Raw genomic sequence first — 18,826 nt, forward strand, 5'->3', positions numbered from 1 at the left:
GACCCGAAACCCTTCGTCTGGCGCAAAACCGCGGAGGAGATCCTGGAATCACTCGCTAAATATCTTCAACGGATTTCAGGTGCAGGACACTAGTGTCTTGTGCGAATTGTTTTGCGGTGACCGACGCTGTTGCGTGTTTCCGCCGCGGACAGTGGCGCAGGCCACTCGATTCACCCACAGTGGTCTTGTTCGTCGGGGGCGCCCTCTAGTCTTGAATCATGTCTGCGTCCTTGCCCACCGGGTTCGATACCACGCTCCTCGACACGCTGCGGCGGCGTGTCGTCATCGGCGACGGCGCGATGGGCACGATGTTGCAGGCCGCGGATCTGTCGCTCGACGACTTCCGTGGCCTCGAGGGTTGCAACGAGATCCTCAACGACACCCGCCCCGATGTGCTCGCCGACATCCACCGCGCCTACTTCGCCGCGGGCGCGGATGCGGTGGAGACCAACACTTTCGGCTGCAACCTGCCCAACCTCGCCGATTATGACATCCAGGACCGGATCCGTGATCTGTCCGAGCGCGGCACCCGGATCGCCCGCGATGTCGCCGACGAGATGGGCCCGTCCGCCGACGGCACCCCGCGCTACGTGCTGGGCTCGATGGGGCCGGGCACCAAGCTGCCGACCCTGGGCCACGCACCGTACGTGTCGCTGCGCGATGCCTACACCGAAGCGGCGCTCGGCATGCTCGACGGCGGCGCCGACGCCATCCTCATCGAGACCTGCCAGGACCTGCTCCAGGTGAAGGCCGCGATCACCGGCAGCCGCCGGGCCATGATCGCGGCGGGCCGCCGGATCCCGATCATCACCCACGTCACCGTGGAGACCACCGGCACCATGCTGGTCGGCAGTGAGATCGGCGCGGCGCTGACCGCGCTGGAACCGCTCGGCATCGACATGATCGGTCTGAACTGCGCCACCGGACCGGCGGAGATGAGCGAACACCTGCGGCACCTGTCGCGGCACGCGAACATCCCCGTGTCGGTGATGCCGAACGCGGGTCTGCCGGTACTCGGTGCCAACGGCGCGGAGTACCCGCTCACCCCCGAAGAGCTCGCCGTCGCGATGAGCGGGTTCGTGTCCGAGTTCGGTCTTTCGCTGGTCGGTGGTTGCTGTGGCACCACCCCGGAGCACATCCGCCAGGTCGCCGAGGCGGTGCGCGAGGTCGAGAAGACGTTGCCGCCGATCACCGATCGTCGTCAGCCCGAGCACGAGCCCGCCGTGTCGAGCATGTACACCGCCGTCCCGTTCGAGCAGGACGCGTCGATCATGATGATCGGTGAGCGCACGAATGCCAACGGCTCCAAGGCTTTCCGTGACGCGATGCTGGCTGCCGACTGGCAGCGGTGCCTCGAGATCGCCAAGGACCAGACCCGCGACGGCGCGCACATGCTCGACCTGTGTGTCGACTACGTGGGCCGCGACGGTGCCGACGACATGAACGAGCTGGCCTCGCGGCTGGCGACCGCCTCGACGTTGCCGATCATGCTCGACTCCACCGAAGTGCCGGTATTGCAGGCAGGCCTGCAGCATCTGGGTGGTCGGTGCGCGGTGAACTCGGTGAACTACGAGGACGGCGCAGGCCCGGATTCGCGGTTCCAGCAGATCATGCGCCTGGTCTCCGAGCACGGTGCCGCTGTCGTCGCGCTGACCATCGACGAAGAGGGCCAGGCCCGCACCGCCGATCACAAGGTCGCGATCGCCGAGCGTCTCATCGATGACATCACCGCCAACTGGGGCCTGGCTGAGTCCGACATCATCGTCGACACGCTGACCTTCACCCTGGGCACCGGGCAGGAGGAGTCGCGCAAGGATGGTGAGGAGACGATCAAGGCCATCCGCGAGCTCAAGCGCCGCCGCCCGCAGGTGCAGACCACCCTGGGTCTGTCGAACATCTCCTTCGGCCTGAATCCGGCCGCCCGGCAGGTGCTGAACTCGGTGTTCATGCACGAATGTGTGCAAGCGGGTCTGGATTCGGCGATCGTGCACGCGTCGAAGATCCTGCCGATGAGCCGGATTCCCGAGGAGCACCAGCAGGTCGCCCTCGATCTGATCTATGACCGTCGCACGGAGGACTACGACCCGCTGCAGAAGCTGATGGCGCTGTTCGAGGGCGTCTCGACGGCATCGTCGAAGGCCTCGCGCGCCGAGGAAATGGCTCTGCTGCCCTTGTTCGAGCGTCTCGAGCGGCGCATCGTCGACGGTGAACGCAACGGTCTCGGTGACGATCTCGACGAGGCGATGCAGACCGTGCCGCCGCTGCAGATCATCAACGAGACCCTGCTCTCGGGCATGAAGACCGTCGGTGAGCTGTTCGGTTCGGGCCAGATGCAGCTGCCGTTCGTGTTGCAGTCGGCCGAGGTGATGAAAACCGCTGTCGCGCACCTGGAACCGCACATGGAAGCCACCGACGACGCGGGTAAGGGCCGGATCGTGCTGGCCACGGTGAAGGGCGATGTCCACGACATCGGCAAGAACCTGGTCGACATCATCTTGTCCAACAATGGCTACGAGGTGGTCAACCTCGGCATCAAGCAGCCCATCGCGACCATCCTCGACGCCGCGCAGGACAAGAAGGCCGACGTGATCGGCATGTCCGGGCTGCTGGTGAAGTCGACCGTGGTGATGAAGGAGAACCTCGGTGAACTCAACTCCAAGGGTGTCGCCGAACAGTTCCCGGTGCTGCTCGGTGGCGCCGCGCTGACCCGTTCCTACGTGGAGAACGACCTGACCGCGGTCTACGACGGCGACGTGTACTACGCCCGTGACGCCTTCGAGGGTCTGCGGTTGATGGACGAGATCATGACCGTCAAGCGCGGCGGCGGGCTCGACCCGGACAGCCCGGCGGCGATCGCGGCCAAGGAGAAGGCCGCCGAGCGCAAGGCGCGTCACGAGCGGTCCAAGCGGATCGCGGCCGAACGCAAGGCCGCCGAGACGCCGATCGTGGTGCCCGAACGCTCCGATGTGGCCACGGATCTGCCCGTGCCGACGCCGCCGTTCTGGGGCACCCGGGTGATCAAGGGTCTGCCGCTGGCGGAGTACTCGGGTCTGCTGGACGAGCGGGCGCTGTTCCTCGGTCAGTGGGGTCTGCGTGGTCAGCGGGCAGGCGAAGGCCCGACCTACGAGGATCTGGTGGAGACCGAGGGCCGGCCGCGGTTGCGCGCCTGGCTCGACCGGCTCGCCACCGAGGGTGTGCTGCAACATGCCGCCCTGGTGTACGGGTACTTCCCCGCCGTCTCGGAGGGCGACGAGGTCATCGTGCTGACCGAGCCGAATCCTGATGCGCCGGAGCGGTATCGGTTCACCTTCCCGCGTCAGCAGCGTGATCGGTTCCTGTGCATCTCCGACTTCATCCGTTCGCGTGAGCGGGCACGGGAGACCGGGCAGGTCGATGTGTTGCCGTTCCAGCTGGTCACAATGGGTCAGCCGATCGCCGACTTCGCCAACGCGCTGTTCGCCGCCGACAACTACCGCGACTACCTCGAGGTGCACGGAATCGGCGTGCAGCTCACCGAGGCGCTGGCCGAGTACTGGCATCGCCGGGTGCGCGAGGAACTGACCGTCGACGGCAAGTCCATCGCGGCCGACGATCCCGCCGACGTTCAGGAATACTTCAAGCTCGGTTACCGGGGTGCGCGGTACTCCTTCGGCTACGGCGCCTGCCCTGACCTGGAAGATCGCGCCAAGCTGGTCGACCTGCTCGACGCGGGCCGGGTCGGGGTGACGCTGTCGGAAGAACTGCAGCTGCACCCCGAGCAGTCGACGGACGCGTTCGTGCTGCTGCATCCGGAGGCGAAATACTTCAACGCCTGAGACACTTCAGGAACAGGTGAACAGGCGTCGGCAGATCGGATCGGCCCCGCGGGCCGGTCCGATTGTCGTTGCGGCGCTTGTGAGTCTGGTCACGATGCGGCGCTGGGTCCATGGACCGGGCTGTCCCGCAACAGGATCGAAGCAGTTCAGCACGTAGGATTTTCCAAAGTTTCATCCCGCTGTGGCGCGGAGGGCGAGACGACTCAGCGGTAAGCAGGAGGGGCACAGAATATGACATCGGATCGGTTGATCGCGGGACGCTATCGACTCACCGACCCGATCGGCACGGGCGCGATGGGGGTCGTGTGGCGCGCCACCGACGTCCGGCTGCGGCGCACCGTCGCGGTGAAGCAGGTGCTGCTCGCGCCCGGTCTCACCGGATCGCAAGCGCTGGAAGGGAAACTGCGCGCGATGCGGGAGGGCCGGATCGCGGCCCGCCTGCACCACCCCAACGCCATCACCGTCTTCGATGTCGCCGAAGAGGACGGCCAGCCGTGGCTGGTCATGGAATACATGAACGCGCCGAGCCTCGCGGTGAAGCTGGCAGGCGGGGTGACCCTGCCGCCGATCGCGGTGGCGGGGATCGGCGCCCAGGCCGCCGCGGCGCTGTCGGCCGCGCACGATGCCGGGATCATGCACCGCGATGTGAAACCGGCCAACCTGCTCGTCGGCGACGACGGCACGGTCAAACTCACCGACTTCGGCATCTCGCACGCGACCGGGGACGTCACCGTCACCGCCACCGGGTTCCTGGCGGGCACCCCCGCGTACCTGGCGCCCGAGATCGCGCGCGGCGACAACCCCAAGCCCGCCGCCGACGTGTTCGCCCTGGGCTCGACGCTGTACGCCGCCTCCGAAGGCGCGCCGCCGTTCGGGGAGGGCGACAACCCCCTGGCGGTGCTGCACGCCGTCGCGCGCGGTGTCGTGCCGGAGCCGAAGAACGCGGGCCCCCTCGCGCCGGTCCTGATGTGGCTGCTGACCGCGTCCGCCGATGACCGGCCCACGATGGCGCAGGCCCGCACAGCGCTGGAAGACGTTGCGGCGGGCCGGGTTCCGGCACTGCCCGCCTCCGCGACGAAGATACTGCCGGTGAGCGAGGCGGCGACGACGCCGACCCCGCAGCCCGCGAATGCGGGTTCGGTGGCGAAATCCGGTGCGGCCGCACTGTTCGGCAGCGGCCTGGCCATGAGGATGGCGGCCCGCTCGGCCTTCTCGGGACGGAACTCGACGGCGGAGGCCACGGGCACACCGGCGTCGGGCGGGGTCGGGTCGGCGGCCGGCGCGGTCGGTCAGGCGGCCGCAGGCGATCCTGGCTCGGTGCGGCCGCGCGACGCCACGCCGCCGAACTCGAGCGGTGTCGAACGTGCGGGCGCTGAGGCGGATACACGCGCCCGAGCCGCAGCTGGGCCGACGCAGGCCTCGACCCCTGGCCTCCATCCCGCGTTCCCCGCTCCGTCGTCGCGCACCGACCGTGCGAACAACAGCCGCGCCGTCCTGTTGCTTGCCGCCGCCGTCGCTGCCTTCACGGTCATGCTCGTCGTGCTGGTCGTCACCCGCGACCGGGGCGGCGAGCCCGATCAGCAGGCGCAGATCCCGGCATCGCCGGTCACCGTCACGACCATGGTCGACGGCAAGGTGAGCACCGTCGTCATCGTGCCGGAGCAGGAGACGATCACCGTGTCCGCCCCACCCGCGGCCGTGCCGAGCGGTGCGACCCCGACCAGCACCTCGGCCAAGCCCACCCCCACCACCCCGAATCCGACCAGCACGACCATCACCACCACCCCCTTCGGCCCGCCCACCCCGGATCGGATCAACCAGTTCATCGCCGGGTACTACGGCATGCTCCCCGGCAATATCGGCGGGGCATGGGCGCAGCTCGCTCCGGGCTACCAGTCGCAGACCGGTGGGTTCGGCCAGTACTCGTCGTTCTGGTCGTCGGTGCGGTCGGTGACTGTCGGCTCGATCACTCCCAACGGGCAGAACCGCGCGGTCGTCACCCTCACCTACCACCTGACCAATGGCACCGTGACCTCGGAGAACCGCTGGATCCAGGTCTCCGGCGACGCGGGCAACCTCCAGATCGCCGGATCGGGCGTCTGAGGCCGACCCGTTACCCTGAACGGGTCCGGCGACTGCCGGTCACCAGAGGTGATGTGTGACGAGAACGAGGCGAGAAACAGGTGAGCGCGCGACCGGCCGCGGTGTTGTGGGACATGGACGGCACGCTGCTCGATTCGGAGAAGTTGTGGGACATAGCGGTTCGTGAACTGGCCCGTGAGCACGGCCGCGAGCTGACCGACGAGGTCCGCCACGCCCTGATCGGCGCCTCCGGCCCGAACGCGCTGCGCATGCTCTTCGACGGCATCGGCCTTGACCCGACGCCGGCGACGATCGCCGAGGCGGGGGAGTTCCTCGAGCACCGGGTCACCGAGTTGATGCTCGGCCCGATCCCGTGGCGTCCCGGCGCCAAGGACGCGCTGGCGATGGTGCGCGAGGCGGGTATGAAGTGCGCGCTGGTGACCAATACCAAGCGCTCGCTCACCGAATACGGCCTCGATACCCTCGGCCGCGATTTCTTCGACACATCCGTCTGCGGTGACGAGGTGGCGCACGGCAAGCCCGATCCGGCCATCTACCGCCGCGCCGCGGAACTGCTCGAGGTCGACCCGCGTGACTGTGTCGCGATCGAGGATTCGCCGACCGGATCGCTCGCCGCGCAGGGCGCGGGCTGCGGTCTGATTGTGATCCCGTGCGAGATCCCGGTTCCAGAGGCGCCGGGGCGGGTATTCCGGGAGTCGCTGGTCGGTTTGTCGGTTACGGATCTGCGCGCCGCCCTCGACGCCCGCGTCCGAAAATTGTGAGGGCTCACCGAGATAGGGCGAAATAGCCTACCGTGATAAGGCCGAAACCTGGGTGGAATCCGCGAAAACGGTTGCCGCACAGTTGATTTCGCACGGTTGTGATCTTCCCGGGATACGCCCGATTTGTCGAAACCGCGAGCGCGCGCCCGAATATTCCCGCAAACTGGGTACATGACGGGCACGCGGGGGCTTGACGAAATCGTCGACATCGCACGGTATCCACTCACCGATCTCGGTGGTTCGGGCAGGCAGGCGGCCATCGAGGCCGCCCGCGCCGAGCTGGCCGAGGACGGCTGTACGGTCCTGCGTGAGTTCATCCGGCCGCAGCTGCTCGATACGCTGCGCGCCGAGGGAGAGGCGATCGCACCGCACGCCCATTACAAAGTGGAGCGGGTCAATGCCTACAACATTCCCCTCGACGCCGACCTGCCCGCCGACCATCCGGCGCGGATCGTGCTCGACCGCGGCAATGCCTTCGTGGCCCGCGATCGCATCCCCGCCGAAGCGCTGATCCAGCGTCTCTACACCGATCCGGTGTTCCAGCGGTTCGTCGCCGATTGCTTCGAACTCGACGATCTGCACGAATTCGCCGACCCCCTCGCGGGTTTGTGCCTGAACGTGGTCGAGCCGGGGATGTCGCATCCGTGGCATTTCGACACCAACGAATTCACCGTGAGCATGCTCACCCGCAAGCCCGAAGCCGGCGGCGTGTTCGAATACTGCCCCAATATCCGCGACCCGCACGCCGAGCACCTCGACGATGTGCGCGACGTGCTCACCGGTGACGGCGCCCGGCTCATCCGCGCGCTGGAACTGCGCCCCGGCGATCTGCAGCTGTTCAAGGGCCGCTTCTCCTTGCATCGCGTCACCGAAGTAGCCGGTGCGGGCCAACGACATTCGGCGATTTTCGCCTACACGGACCGACCAGGGGTGATCGGCACGGTCGAACGCACCAGACAGTTGTTCGGCCGTGTCCTGCCCGACCATGTGGCCGCCGCGGCCGACGCCGTCCGAGGTGACCGACTGCTCGACTGAGAGGAACCGCCCATGTCCGTTCCGTTGCACACCACCGGCAAAGCATCCTTCGACGACATCTACGAAAGTCCCGATCCACGCGCGTATTTCGCGCGCATGAACGAGCTGGACTACCGGATCCCGGAACTGGCGAAGCCGCTGTTCGCCGAACAGCTGCGCCAGCTGCGGGCCGCTCGGCCGGACCGGATCCCGACCGTCCTCGACCTCGGGTGCTCCTACGGGGTGAACGCGGCGCTGCTGCGCAGCGACACCACCGTCGATGAATTGGCCGGGCACTACCGCGATCACGCCGATACCGACAAGATCGGGCTGATCGCGGCGGACCGGGAGCGGTTGCGCGGCGATCTGATGCCCGACGTACGCTTCATCGGGATGGACGCCGCACGCCCGGCGCTGACTTACGCCCACGCCGCCGGACTCCTGCACGACTACGTGCACGCCGACCTCGAGGCCACCGAGCCCACCGAGGCGCAGCGACGTGTGCTCGCCTCCGCCGATCTGGTGATCTCCACCGGATGCGTCGGCTACATCACCGAGAAAACCCTGTCCAGGGTCGCCCAAGCCGATCCGCGCAAGCGACCGTGGATGGCGCATTTCGTGTTGCGGATGTTCGATTTCGGTCCCATCGCCGAGGAACTGGCCGCGCTCGGCTATCGCAGCGAGCAGCGTCCCGGTATGTTCCAGCAGCGGAGGTTCGCCTCGGCGCAGGAACGCGAACAGGTGCTGGATGCGTTGGCGGCCAAGGGAATCGACACCACCGACCACGAAGCCGAAGGCTGGCTCTACGCCAACCTGTTCCTGTCCCGACCGCATCCCATCGAGACCTGAGGACTTGGATTGAACCAACCCACGTTCGCCGCCGAAGACACGCTGCCCCGGGTACCGCTGCCGACACTGGACGACAGTTGCGCGCGGTTCCTGCAGTGGTGTCAGCCCCTGCTCGGCGCCGAGGAATACGCCACCACCGAGGGCGCGGTAGCCGAGCTGCTGCGCCCCGGTGGGGCGGGGCGCGCTCTGCATGCCGCGCTGGCCGAATACGACGCCACCCCCGGCGTCGGCAGCTGGCTCGACGAATTCTGGCCGTCACGGTATCTGGGCCGTCGAGACCGGATCGCGTTGAACGCCAACTTCGTTTTCCTGTTCCGTGACGACACCCCCCTCGCGGCGTCGACCGTCGCCGGGCAGACCGAGCGGGCCGCCGCGATCATCGGGGCGGCAGTCGACTACAAGCTGGCGCTGGACGCGGAGACGATCGCGCCGGTGACCCAGCGCGGGCAGGCGCTGTCGATGTGGCAGAACAAGTACCTGTTCTCCGAGACCCGGATTCCGGGCGAGATCCAGGACAGTGTTCGCAAGCCCTACAGCCCGGAATGGCCAGGGCCCTCGGATGCGCGTCACATCGCGGTCTTCTACCGCGGCAACATCTTCCGGATGGACGTCATCGGCGGCGACGGCGCGCCGTACGCGTTCGACGACGTGGTCGACGGGTTGCGCGCGGTGATCAAGGGTGGCACCAAGCCCGCCGCGACCGACACCTCGGTCGGGCATCTCACCACGAAAGCCCGTGCGGCATGGGCGCGCAGCCGGGAAGCGCTGCGCACCGAGCCCGCTAACGTCGAGGCGTTCGACGCGGTGGAGACGGCGCTGTTCTCGGTGTGCCTGGAGGACTTCGCGCCCCGCGACGAACTGCACGCCTGCGACCAGCTGCTCCACGGTGACAGCGGCAACCGCTACTTCGACAAGTCGGTCTCGTTCATCGTCTTCGCCGACGGTCAGGCCGGCATCAATATCGAGCACTGCGGGCTCGACGGCACCACCGTGCTGTCGTTCGTCGACGCGCTGCTCGAACGGAGTTCCCAGGACCACGCGGCCACCAGCGGAGCGCAATCGCAGGGACTGCCCTCGGTGGAGCCGATCGAGTTCGTGCTCGACTCGGCCGCGCGCGCCGACATCGCCGCGGCGGGGGCCGACTTCGCCCGCTTCGCCGCCGATACGGCCACCTCGCTGGTGTCCTTCGACGACTTCGGGACCGGCGAGGCCAAGAAGCTGGGCATCTCACCCGATGCCTTCGCTCAGCTCAGCTACCAGCTCGCCCACCGGCGCAGCAAGGGGCTCACCGGCGCGACCTACGAATCCATCGCCACCCGGCAGTTCCGCAACGGTCGCACCGAGGCCATGCGTGTGGTGACCCCGGAGATGGTGGCGTTCGTCGACGCGATGGTGTCCCCGGACACCGACACCGAGACCAAGCTGGCCGCGGCGCGCACCGCCGCGTCCGCCCACGTCGCGCGGGCGAAGGAATGCCAAGCCGGGCAGGCGCCCGAGCAGCACCTGTGGGAACTGGAGTGGATCCAGCGCCGTCGCGGCGAACAGCTCGGCGTCGCCGACGAGCGGATCGCGCTGTTCGACAGCCCCGGCTGGACGGTGATGCGCGACGACTACCTGTCGACCAGTTCGGCCCCGTCGAAGTACATCCGCTACTTCGGTTTCGGCTCGACCAGCCCGCGCTGCATCGGCATCGCCTACGTGCTGCTGCCGGATCGGTGGAACATCTACCTGGCCACGCCGAAGTCGGTGTCCGACCAGATGTACGCCTTCGCCGACCACCTCCGCACGTCCGTAGCCGACCTGCGCGAACTGCTGTCCGAACCGGCGTGATCGTTTCCCGGCGTGCCGCAGCTCGCGGTGCGCCGGGAAAACCGCTGGGTCGGGTATGAAACAATCTCTACTCGTGAAGAACTTCGAATCCCTGTTCGCCGAGCTGACCGAGCGTGCCCAGACCCGTCCCGAGGGGTCTGGCACCGTGGCCGCGCTGGACGCAGGCGTTCATTTCCAGGGTAAGAAGGTCCTGGAAGAAGCCGGTGAGATCTGGCTGGCCGCTGAGCACGAGAGCGATGAAGCGCTCGCCGAGGAGATCTCCCAGCTGCTGTACTGGGTCCAGGTGATGATGCTGGGTCGTGGGCTGAAGCTCGAGGACGTGTACCGACATCTGTGACGGCTGATCCGTCCGGATGACACCTCCTCCACTTCCCCCGAAAGGACCCCCTCCCATGTTGCGCGTCGCCGTCCCCAACAAAGGCTCGCTCTCCGAATCCGCCACCTCGATCCTGAGCGAGGCCGGATATCGCAAGCGGACCGACTCCCGCGATCTGACCGTGCTCGATCCCGCCAATCAGGTCGAGTTCTTCTTCCTGCGTCCCAAGGACATCGCCATCTACGTCGGCTCCGGTGAGCTCGACCTCGGCATCACCGGCCGCGACCTGGCCCTGGACTCCGGCTCCCCGGTCAGCGAGCGACTGTCGCTCGGTTTCGGCCGCTCCAGCTTCCGCTACGCGGCCCCCGCCGGTGAGGACTGGAAGGTCGAGGATCTGGCGGGCAAGCGCATCGCCACCTCCTACCCGAACCTGGTCCGCGCCGACCTCGCCCGCTTCGGGATCGAGGCCGAGGTGATCCGCCTCGACGGCGCGGTCGAGATCTCGATCCAGCTCGGTGTCGCCGACGCCATCGCCGACGTGGTCGGGTCCGGTCGCACCCTGCGTCAGCACAACCTGATCGCGTTCGGCGAATCCCTGTGCGACTCCGAAGGCGTCCTCATCGAACGCACCGGTTCCGACCGTGACGACCGCGCCCGCAACCAGCTCATCAACCGCATCCAGGGCGTCGTCTTCGCCCAGCAGTACCTGATGCTCGACTACGACTGCCCCAAGTCCCTCTTCGACCAGGCAGTCGCCATCACCCCCGGTCTCGAATCACCCACCGTGTCCCCGCTGACCGACCCCGACTGGGTCGCGGTGCGCGCCCTCGTTCCCCGCAAACAGGGCAACGAACTCATGGACCGCCTCGCCGACCTCGGCGCCAAGGCCATCCTCGCCACCGACATCCGCTCCTGCCGAGCCTTCTGAGTCGTTTCCGTCCGAGGCCCCTCACCTGTGTTCGCCCAGGTGAGGGGCCTCGGTCTTTCGGCGCCTGAACCTACTTCGCCGAGAGACTCTCGAGCGCCTCACGCACGAAACACAACGGGCAAATCGGGTCGAACGGCGCTGTCGGTGCGCCGCCGATGATGGGTTCGGCCACGACCGGCGCCGCTGCCGAGCTAGCCGAGGCGACGGTCGGATAGGTTCCCATCGCCAGCGTGATAGCGGCAAGAGCCACGGCCCTGAACAGAGTGCGGTTCATTTCTTCTCCTCAACTCGGTGGAAACCACCCCAGGGGACGGCAGAGCAGTCCGAAGGTAGTCGTCTTCGGTGCGCCCGGTCGTTACCGCCGACAGGTATTCCGCCGCGGGTAGGCTGGAATCGCGGATTTGTCCGGACAATCAGTGATCGGGGCGAAAATGTCGAACAAGAACGAGCAGGAAGAAAAGATCGAGAAGGAGCAGGTCGAGCGCGAAGAAGAGCGGCGCCGCCTGGAAGAAGAAGAGGAACGCCGCCTGCGGTAGTTTCCGCGCGGGAGTTGCTCGCGACCGCAACGATCGATTCAGGGTGAGTTCAATCGGTGTACTCCCCGGATCTCGTTGCTACCTTGCGTTTCTCTGAAGAGGAACGCGAGGAGTCACCGTGTCGCAGACACCGCCCGAGCCACGGCCGGGCAGCGCATTCACCTGGAACGAAGACTGGTTGGCTACCGTCGTCGGGCTCGTCCTGATCGGCCTTGTGCTGGTCGGGGCCATCCCGGGTTGGCTGGTGCCGTGATGGGGGAGACGCGGACGACGTCGGAAACCGCGGCGTTGCAAGCGAATTCGCGGCCTACGGCGCGCGACATCGTGGCGGGGATTCTGCTGGTGCTCGTACTGGGCGCGTTGACCAGGTTCTTCGACACCCATGTTCCGCAATGGGCGGCGGATACGCCCTTGAAGCGGGTCGCGAAGACGGTCGAGTATCCGGTGTACGCGATCGCGATCGGGTTGATCGGCAATGTTGTACTGGGCAAGATCGGTCTGCGGGAACGGCTTTCGGCCGGGTTCCGGACCGAGTTCTTCATCAAGACCGGTGTGGTGCTGCTCGGTGCGTCGATCAACCTGAAGATCCTGGTGACCGCCGCCGCTCCGTCGATCGTGCAGGCGCTGGCATTGATCACCATCGTTTTCGGGTTCACCTGGTGGTTCGGTGGGGTGCTCGGGCTCGACGACAAGCTGCGGGCGCTGCTGTCGTCGGCGGTGTCGATCTGCGGGGTGAGCGCGGCCATCGCGGCGGCGGGGGCGGTGCAGGCCCGGCGCGAGCAGATCGCCTACGCGGCGTCGCTGGTGATCATCTTCGCGCTGCCGTCGATCTTCCTGCTGCCCTGGCTCGCTGATGTTCTCGGGCTCTCCGATGCGGTGGCGGGCGCGTGGATCGGCGGCAACATCGACACCACGGCCGCGGTGGCCGCCGCGGGTGCGCTGGCGGGTGAGGAATCGTTGCAGATCGCGACGATCGTCAAGACCACCCAGAACGCGCTCATCGGTCTCGTGGCAATCGCTCTCACCGCCTGGTTCGCGTTCCGTGTGGATCGCACCGAGGGTGCCGCGCGTCCGAGCATCGGTGAATTCTGGTCCAGGTTCCCGAAATTCGTGCTCGGGTTCATCGCCGCCTCGATCATCGGCACGCTGTATCTCCAGTCGGTCGACAAGAAGACCGGTGCCGCGCACATCGCCATCATCAACGACCTGCGCACCTGGTTCCTGATCCTGGCGTTCGTCTCCATCGGCCTGGAATTCTCGCTGCGTGGGCTGCGCGAAGCGGGGTGGCGGCCGATCGCGGTCTTCGGATCGGCAGTGCTCGTGAATCTGGCTGTCGGCCTTGGTCTTTCGGTGCTGCTGTTCCGCGACTTCGCCGTGTGACATGCCCGGCGTCGATCGCGGTCACACGTCTTCGGGGAGGCGTTCTGTCACCAGATCGGCAGGAACCGCGGCCTGAACGGGCCAGCCCGGGTACGGCGGTGGCGTGCCGCCGTACTCGGGGCACAGGGGTTTGAAATCGCAGAACTTGCACATCGAGTTGCGCGTCGGCGGGAAGTTCCCGGTCATGCCCGCGTCGATGATGGCTTGCCAGAGCGCGGTGAGAATGCGCTGGAAGCGATCGAGTTCCTCGCGCTCGGGGGTGTAGGTGAGGATGTTCTTGTCGGCCAGGTAGATCAGGCGCAGCTGGGCCGGGACGATGTCGCGGGTGCGCAGGATCATCAGCGCGTAGAACTTGAGCTGGAACAGGGCGCGCGCTTCGTGCATCGGTCCGGGTGAGCGACCGGTTTTGTAGTCGACGACCCGCAGCAGGCCGTTGGGTGCCACATCGATCCGGTCGACGAAACCGCGCAGCGGAATATCGCCGTCGAGGTCGACCTCGACGCGCTCCTCCAGCGCGTGTGGCTCGAATCGCCGCGGATCCTCGAGCTCGTAATAGCTCGCGACCAGTGTTCGCACCTCGTCGAACAGTGCCTGCGGCCCATTCTCGGCGACGAGCTCGTCCACCCCGTCGCGCTCCGCGCGCACCCGCTCCCATGCGTCGGGAACCAGCTCCGCCGCCCGCTCCGGCTGACGCTCCGCGGCGGGTAACCCGAACAGATCCTCGAGGACCGCGTGCACCACGGTCCCGCGCACCGCGGCTCGCGACGGCGGTTCCGGCACCCGATCGATCGCCCGCAACCGGTACTTCAACGGGCACTGCTTGAAATCGCTTGCCCGCGAAGGCGACAACGCCGGACGCGACCGATGGACCGGCGCGTCGGCGGTGTCGTCGGCCAGGGGCACGGACAAGGGCACTGACATATTTCGCAGGTTAACGGCAGGCACTGACAGGATTGCCCGATTCGGGCCCACATGCGGAGGTCGCGAGTTCGGCGCACGCGTCGGATACCGACGAACGGCTCGGGATTCGGTGGTTGTGGGCGGGGTCTGCCAGGATCGCGGCATGCAACTGATGTTCCGGGCGGGGGCGGTTTTGGCCGCGGTGATCATGGTGAGTGCGTGCGAGGATCCGGGAAAGGTGGTCCGGGTACCGGGCGCTACGGCTGCCTCGACCACATCGGCGGCGACGACCTCGGCCACCGCGCAGACCGACGAGCAGCGGTTACGGGCGGGGACCCTCGCCGAGGGCAACCGGATGGCCGAAGTGCTGGCGCTGTCCACCGATATCGATCCCGTTTTCGTGCGCCACGGACAGGCGGGCGTGCTCACTGAACCGATGCTCACCATCATGACCGGCCACAACAACGCGATCAGCTCGGCCGCCGCGGCGAACGGCCTGCTCACCGGATTCGTCGGTCAGCGTTCCAACGGTGGTGACACGAGCGCGGGCACCGACTGGCTCACCCACGGCATCATGCGCTTCCCTGACACCGCTTCGGCGAAAGCGGCGGCAGCCGCCCTCGCCACCGCGGCGACGACACAGCGCGGGATGTTGCAGACCGGTGACTGGGCTGCCGCCGATCTGCCCGGCGCATCGGACACCCGGTTCGTCACCATGGAGAATCGCGATCGGCTCGAGGGCATGGCGTTCACCGCGCACCGGGAGTTCGTGGTGTTCACCAGTGCTCGCCTCGGCGGACTGCCCGAGATCGAACGGACTGTTCGCACAGCGCTGGAACGGCAACGCCCCCTGCTGGATTCGTTCGTGGCGACGCCCGTCGCCGAGCTCGCGAAGCTGCCGTACGACCCGGACGGGATCAACGCGCTCGCGGTCGGCAACGGCAATGTGAGCAGCGGCGCCTACGGGCCGCGTGGCGCGCTGATCTTCACCGACGATCAGCAGGCAGCGCTCACGTTGTACCGCGAGGTGGGGCTGGTCGGGATCGGCATCGACGACAGTGCTGTCTATCGCACCGCCGACGCGGCCGCCGCGGCGAAACTGTCCGCCGCGACCGTCGCGGAGACCCTCGCCACCGAAGGCTGGAAGGGCGCGCCCGCCCCGGACGGCGTGCCCGGCGCCGCCTGCTGGACCGACGCCGACGCTCTGCAGTGGGCCTGCCTGGTATCCAGCGGCCGCCATGTCGCGCAGATCTGGGCGAAGTCGCAAGGCGAAGCGCACGCGCTGACCGGCGAACAGCACCGCGCGTTGGCAGCGGCGAAATAGCTGACCCGTCGATGGCGCGGATCGCCGCGCCTGGCAGGCTGATAGGTCCATTCTAAGAACGGGAGATCAATGACGGCCAGACGAACCGGTCCATTCGCTATCGGGGACCGCGTCCAGCTGACCGACGGCAAGGGACGCCTCTTCACCGTGGTGCTGGAGGAGGGTAAGGAATTCCACACCCATCGCGGCGGCATCAAGCACGACGACCTGATCGGCAACGACGAGGGCACGGTCGTGAAGTCGGTCAACGGCACCCCGTATCTGGCTCTTCGCCCGCTACTGACCGACTATGTGCTGTCGATGCCGCGCGGCGCGGCGGTGATCTACCCCAAGGACGCCGCCCAGATCGTGCACGAGGGTGATGTGTTCCCGGGTGCGCGGGTGCTGGAAGCCGGCGCCGGTTCCGGTGCGCTGACCTGCTCGCTGTTGCGCGCGGTCGGGCCCGAGGGCGAGGTGATCTCCTACGAGATCCGCGACGACCATGCCGAACACGCCGTCCGCAATGTGGAGACCTTCTTCGGCGAACGCCCGCCGAACTGGTCGATCACCATCGCCGACGTGGCACAGTACGAGGGCCCGCAGGTCGACCGTGTCGTGCTCGACATGCTCGCGCCGTGGGACGCGTTGCCCGCGGTGTCGAAGGCGCTGGTTCCCGGTGGTGTGCTGGTGGTCTACGTCGCCACCGTCACTCAGCTGTCCAAGGTGGTCGAGGCGCTGCGTGAGCAGGAATGCTGGACCGAACCGCGCTCGTGGGAGTCGATGGTGCGTGGCTGGCACGTGGTCGGTCTGGCCGTGCGCCCGGAGCATCGCATGCAGGGCCACACCGCGTTCCTGGTGAGCGCGCGGCGCCTGGCCGAGGGCACCGTCACGCCCAAGCCGCAGCGGCGTCCGTCCAAGGGCTGATCACCCGCGGGTGAGCAGGCGGGCGGCGATCAGTGCCGCCGCCGCGCCTGCGAACCAGGTCCAACCGTCCACGGTGAGGCCCCATCGGGTCGCCTGCAGGATCGCGAGCCCGGCCGCGATCACGGCCAGCACGGTGGCGGCCGAGCGGACACCGCGCACCGCGGCAACCGGACCGTCCCACCAGGGCAACGCGGTGTTCTCCAGGCCGCGCAGGGCGAGGAACAGGGCGCCGGTGAGCGCGGCGGTCGCGGTGAGCTGCACCGCCGTGAGCAGCCAGAACCCGGGCTCGGTTGGCGCGGTGCGGTCGACTCCCGCCAGGTGGCTGAGCACGAGCACGGTGAGCAGGGCGGGCATGTGCCACAGGTAGAGCGTCATGGCGCCGGTGTTGCCGATGACCGTCAGCCACCAGACCCGAGGGCGCGCGGCGAGACGGCGTAACCAGGGCGCCACGGCGACAGCGGCGCAGCACAGCACCACCGCGTGCCCGGCGAGCAGCAGCGAGGGCGGCGCCAGATTCGACAGTCGCTGGCCCGGCACGGTCACCATGCTCGTTTCGTACGGGCCGACCAGAACCAGCAGCACATCGGCCGCCAAGGCGACACAGGCGAGCACCGCCGCGGTCCGCCGGGACAGCAGACCGCGCAGATATCCGATCCCGAGCACTGCGGGCACCAGCCAGACGATCAAGTTCAAATAGCCGAGCTCCATCGGCCCACCGGTGAGCCGCACCGCGTCGACCACCGCCGTGGTGACCACGATCACCGCGACCACGGCGAACATCCGGCGACCGCTGGTGACCCGCGCCGCGAGCAACGGCACGCATGCCAGCACCGCCAGATACATCCCGAGAAACCACAGCAGTTGCACGCTCGTCACCGCGAGCGGCCGGTGCCATCCCGGCGCGAGCACGAGATCGGCCACCGCCAGCAGCACCGCCGAGGCGCCGACGAAGTACCCGAGCGGTCGGACCAGGCGCTGGGTGCGCCGGAACAGCCAAGCGCCCCACGATGTCCCAGGTCCGAGGCCGCGCGCACCCGCGGCCACGCCCGCGAAGAAGAACAGCGGGAGTACCTGCAGAACCCAGGTGAGCGGCTGCAGCATCGGCAGGTCGGCGAGCACGTTGCCGAAATGCACCCCGGTGCCCGACACCGTCACGGTCAGCATCAGGCAGTGGCCCGCGACGACCACCACCAGCGACGAGATACGCAGCAGGTCCAGGAACCGATCACGATCGGCCGGAGTGTTCGCGGTGACCACCGCGACACTGGGCAACACACTCATGCACTGACGATCCCAGAATTCGCGCCACGAACACAGCGCGGAACCACCCCGCTCCCCTGCGTGGAACTACTCGAGAGCGAGGGCGCGGGCTTGCGTATCGAACCGGTGAACCGTCGGCATGCAAGGGAATTCGCAGGTTACCGCGCATTCCTCGGTTGCCGGAGCGCCCTCGGTCGCCGGTGGATCCGATGATGGGTAGCAGCGACGGCTGAGGTCTCACGTCCGCATGAGTGATCTTGGTGCCTGCGCGCCTCGCAGAGCGATCGCACGGACCCGGTGGTACTCGCGGATCATCCGGGCGGTGCCGAACGATCAGGCGGGCGTGCAGGGGGCCTGTGCGAAGCCGAGCAGCAGGCAGCCGCTGGCGTCGGAGAGCTTCCACGTGCCTGCCTCGCGCTGCCAGGTGACCGGGAACGAGGGCGCGGTGCCGTGCGGCGAGGTGATCGTCACATCGGCGGTGGCGGTGTCACCGCTGGTCACGACGTTGTCGACGGCGAAGGTCAGGGTGTAGCCGGCCAGCATGCCGTTCATCTGATCGATGTTGGCCTTGTGTGTATCGCCGTTGACGATCAGTTTCGCCTTGTCGTCGGTGGATACTCCGGGATCGGCGAACTTGATCAGCGTCGCCTTCAGGGAATCGGCGGTGGGGGCCGCGGCGTTGTCACCCGAAGGTGCCGGAGTTGCCGAAAGGCTGGACGGAGCGGCCGCGATACTGGTACTGCTCGTGGTGGCATTCGTCGAGGAATCGTCGGAGTCGCCGCAACCGGTCAGTCCGACGGTGACGGCGAGCGCCGCCGCGGCGGTGGCGACGATGACGCGGATCGTGCGGGGAGGAAGGAGCATGTTCAGCAACCTTTCGACTCGTTCGGCGAGTGCCCCGTACGGG

Annotated in this window: 16 protein-coding genes; 12 read left to right on the forward strand and 4 right to left on the reverse strand. The window is 67.6% G+C overall.

The features are described 5' to 3' along the window. The first annotated feature begins 218 nt into the window (after positions 1-218). The 8 genes from metH (at position 219) to hisG (ending at position 11,616) form a co-directional block, all read left to right on the forward strand. Positions 219-3,815 (forward strand): methionine synthase, encoded by a 3,597-nt coding sequence (gene metH / locus ACFWPK_RS24920; RefSeq protein ID WP_378919594.1) that lies wholly within the window; start codon positions 219-221, stop codon positions 3,813-3,815. Positions 3,816-4,046: 231 nt separating this feature from the next. Continuing rightward, positions 4,047-5,918 carry a protein kinase gene (locus ACFWPK_RS24925; RefSeq protein ID WP_378919596.1) on the forward strand — a complete coding sequence of 624 codons (1,872 nt, stop codon included), beginning with the start codon at positions 4,047-4,049 and terminating at the stop codon, positions 5,916-5,918. An 80-nt stretch (positions 5,919-5,998) separates the two neighbouring features. Then, on the forward strand, positions 5,999-6,679 hold the full coding sequence (locus tag ACFWPK_RS24930) for an HAD family hydrolase (protein WP_378919598.1): 681 nt from the start codon (positions 5,999-6,001) through the stop codon (positions 6,677-6,679). 171 nt (positions 6,680-6,850) lie between these two features. After that, positions 6,851-7,714: an arpA protein gene (locus ACFWPK_RS24935; protein WP_378919600.1), complete on the forward strand. Its 864-nt coding sequence runs from the start codon at positions 6,851-6,853 to the stop codon at positions 7,712-7,714. A 12-nt stretch (positions 7,715-7,726) separates the two neighbouring features. After that, the gene (locus ACFWPK_RS24940) at positions 7,727-8,542 is read left to right on the forward strand and encodes a class I SAM-dependent methyltransferase (RefSeq protein WP_378919602.1); all 816 of its coding nucleotides are present in this window, start codon (positions 7,727-7,729) and stop codon (positions 8,540-8,542) included. Positions 8,543-8,551: 9 nt separating this feature from the next. Beyond that, positions 8,552-10,372 carry a choline/carnitine O-acyltransferase gene (locus tag ACFWPK_RS24945; protein ID WP_378919604.1) on the forward strand — a complete coding sequence of 607 codons (1,821 nt, stop codon included), beginning with the start codon at positions 8,552-8,554 and terminating at the stop codon, positions 10,370-10,372. A 55-nt stretch (positions 10,373-10,427) separates the two neighbouring features. Continuing rightward, on the forward strand, positions 10,428-10,709 hold the full coding sequence (locus ACFWPK_RS24950) for a phosphoribosyl-ATP diphosphatase (protein WP_174562637.1): 282 nt from the start codon (positions 10,428-10,430) through the stop codon (positions 10,707-10,709). 55 nt (positions 10,710-10,764) lie between these two features. Then, positions 10,765-11,616: an ATP phosphoribosyltransferase gene (gene hisG, locus ACFWPK_RS24955; protein ID WP_378919606.1), complete on the forward strand. Its 852-nt coding sequence runs from the start codon at positions 10,765-10,767 to the stop codon at positions 11,614-11,616. A gap of 70 nt (positions 11,617-11,686) precedes the next feature. Here hisG and ACFWPK_RS24960 read toward each other — a convergent pair whose 3' ends face one another. Further along, positions 11,687-11,890: a hypothetical protein gene (locus tag ACFWPK_RS24960; protein ID WP_378919608.1), complete on the reverse strand. Its 204-nt coding sequence runs from the start codon at positions 11,888-11,890 to the stop codon at positions 11,687-11,689. Positions 11,891-12,270: 380 nt separating this feature from the next. On the opposite strand from ACFWPK_RS24960, the gene ACFWPK_RS24965 reads away from it, so the two are divergent. Together ACFWPK_RS24965 and ACFWPK_RS24970 are read left to right on the forward strand one after the other, a co-directional pair. Beyond that, positions 12,271-12,405, forward strand: a complete 135-nt coding sequence (locus ACFWPK_RS24965; RefSeq protein WP_378919610.1) for a hypothetical protein — start codon at positions 12,271-12,273, stop codon at positions 12,403-12,405. Further along, the gene (locus ACFWPK_RS24970) at positions 12,405-13,532 is read left to right on the forward strand and encodes a YeiH family protein (RefSeq protein ID WP_378919612.1); all 1,128 of its coding nucleotides are present in this window, start codon (positions 12,405-12,407) and stop codon (positions 13,530-13,532) included. Before ACFWPK_RS24965 ends, ACFWPK_RS24970 begins: the two co-directional genes overlap by 1 nt. A gap of 21 nt (positions 13,533-13,553) precedes the next feature. Here ACFWPK_RS24970 and ACFWPK_RS24975 read toward each other — a convergent pair whose 3' ends face one another. Beyond that, positions 13,554-14,453: a RecB family exonuclease gene (locus tag ACFWPK_RS24975; protein WP_378919614.1), complete on the reverse strand. Its 900-nt coding sequence runs from the start codon at positions 14,451-14,453 to the stop codon at positions 13,554-13,556. A gap of 142 nt (positions 14,454-14,595) precedes the next feature. Between ACFWPK_RS24975 and ACFWPK_RS24980 the strand changes: the two genes are divergently transcribed. Next, entirely contained in the window at positions 14,596-15,756 is a 1,161-nt protein-coding gene (locus ACFWPK_RS24980; RefSeq protein WP_378919616.1) for a hypothetical protein, read from the forward strand. 69 nt (positions 15,757-15,825) lie between these two features. Next, a complete protein-coding gene (locus tag ACFWPK_RS24985) occupies positions 15,826-16,659 on the forward strand; it encodes a tRNA (adenine-N1)-methyltransferase (protein WP_378919618.1) in 834 nt (277 codons plus the stop codon). Here ACFWPK_RS24985 and ACFWPK_RS24990 read toward each other — a convergent pair whose 3' ends face one another. Further along, on the reverse strand, positions 16,660-17,940 hold the full coding sequence (locus tag ACFWPK_RS24990; protein ID WP_378919620.1) for an acyltransferase: 1,281 nt from the start codon (positions 17,938-17,940) through the stop codon (positions 16,660-16,662). 312 nt (positions 17,941-18,252) lie between these two features. Continuing rightward, positions 18,253-18,783, reverse strand: coding sequence for a hypothetical protein (locus ACFWPK_RS24995; RefSeq protein ID WP_378919622.1), 531 nt, complete (start codon positions 18,781-18,783; stop codon positions 18,253-18,255). Positions 18,784-18,826 lie beyond the last annotated feature (43 nt).

It is taken from the genome of Nocardia sp. NPDC058519 (assembly GCF_042719755.1).
Taxonomy (GTDB): Bacteria; Actinomycetota; Actinomycetes; order Mycobacteriales; family Mycobacteriaceae; genus Nocardia.

Excerpts from the sequence above, each read along its gene's own strand:
- ACFWPK_RS24995 (WP_378919622.1), bottom strand. The coding sequence starts at position 18,783 with ATGCTCCTTCCTCCCCGCACGATCCGCGTCATCGTCGCCACCGCCGCG.
- ACFWPK_RS24940 (WP_378919602.1), top strand. The coding sequence starts at position 7,727 with ATGTCCGTTCCGTTGCACACCACCGGCAAAGCATCCTTCGACGACATC.
- ACFWPK_RS24935 (WP_378919600.1), top strand. The coding sequence starts at position 6,851 with ATGACGGGCACGCGGGGGCTTGACGAAATCGTCGACATCGCACGGTAT.
- ACFWPK_RS24985 (WP_378919618.1), top strand. The coding sequence starts at position 15,826 with ATGACGGCCAGACGAACCGGTCCATTCGCTATCGGGGACCGCGTCCAG.
- metH (WP_378919594.1), top strand. The coding sequence starts at position 219 with ATGTCTGCGTCCTTGCCCACCGGGTTCGATACCACGCTCCTCGACACG.
- ACFWPK_RS24925 (WP_378919596.1), top strand. The coding sequence starts at position 4,047 with ATGACATCGGATCGGTTGATCGCGGGACGCTATCGACTCACCGACCCG.
- ACFWPK_RS24990 (WP_378919620.1), bottom strand. The coding sequence starts at position 17,940 with ATGAGTGTGTTGCCCAGTGTCGCGGTGGTCACCGCGAACACTCCGGCC.
- ACFWPK_RS24975 (WP_378919614.1), bottom strand. The coding sequence starts at position 14,453 with ATGTCAGTGCCCTTGTCCGTGCCCCTGGCCGACGACACCGCCGACGCG.
- hisG (WP_378919606.1), top strand. The coding sequence starts at position 10,765 with ATGTTGCGCGTCGCCGTCCCCAACAAAGGCTCGCTCTCCGAATCCGCC.
- ACFWPK_RS24960 (WP_378919608.1), bottom strand. The coding sequence starts at position 11,890 with ATGAACCGCACTCTGTTCAGGGCCGTGGCTCTTGCCGCTATCACGCTG.
- ACFWPK_RS24970 (WP_378919612.1), top strand. The coding sequence starts at position 12,405 with ATGGGGGAGACGCGGACGACGTCGGAAACCGCGGCGTTGCAAGCGAAT.
- ACFWPK_RS24950 (WP_174562637.1), top strand. The coding sequence starts at position 10,428 with ATGAAACAATCTCTACTCGTGAAGAACTTCGAATCCCTGTTCGCCGAG.
- ACFWPK_RS24980 (WP_378919616.1), top strand. The coding sequence starts at position 14,596 with ATGCAACTGATGTTCCGGGCGGGGGCGGTTTTGGCCGCGGTGATCATG.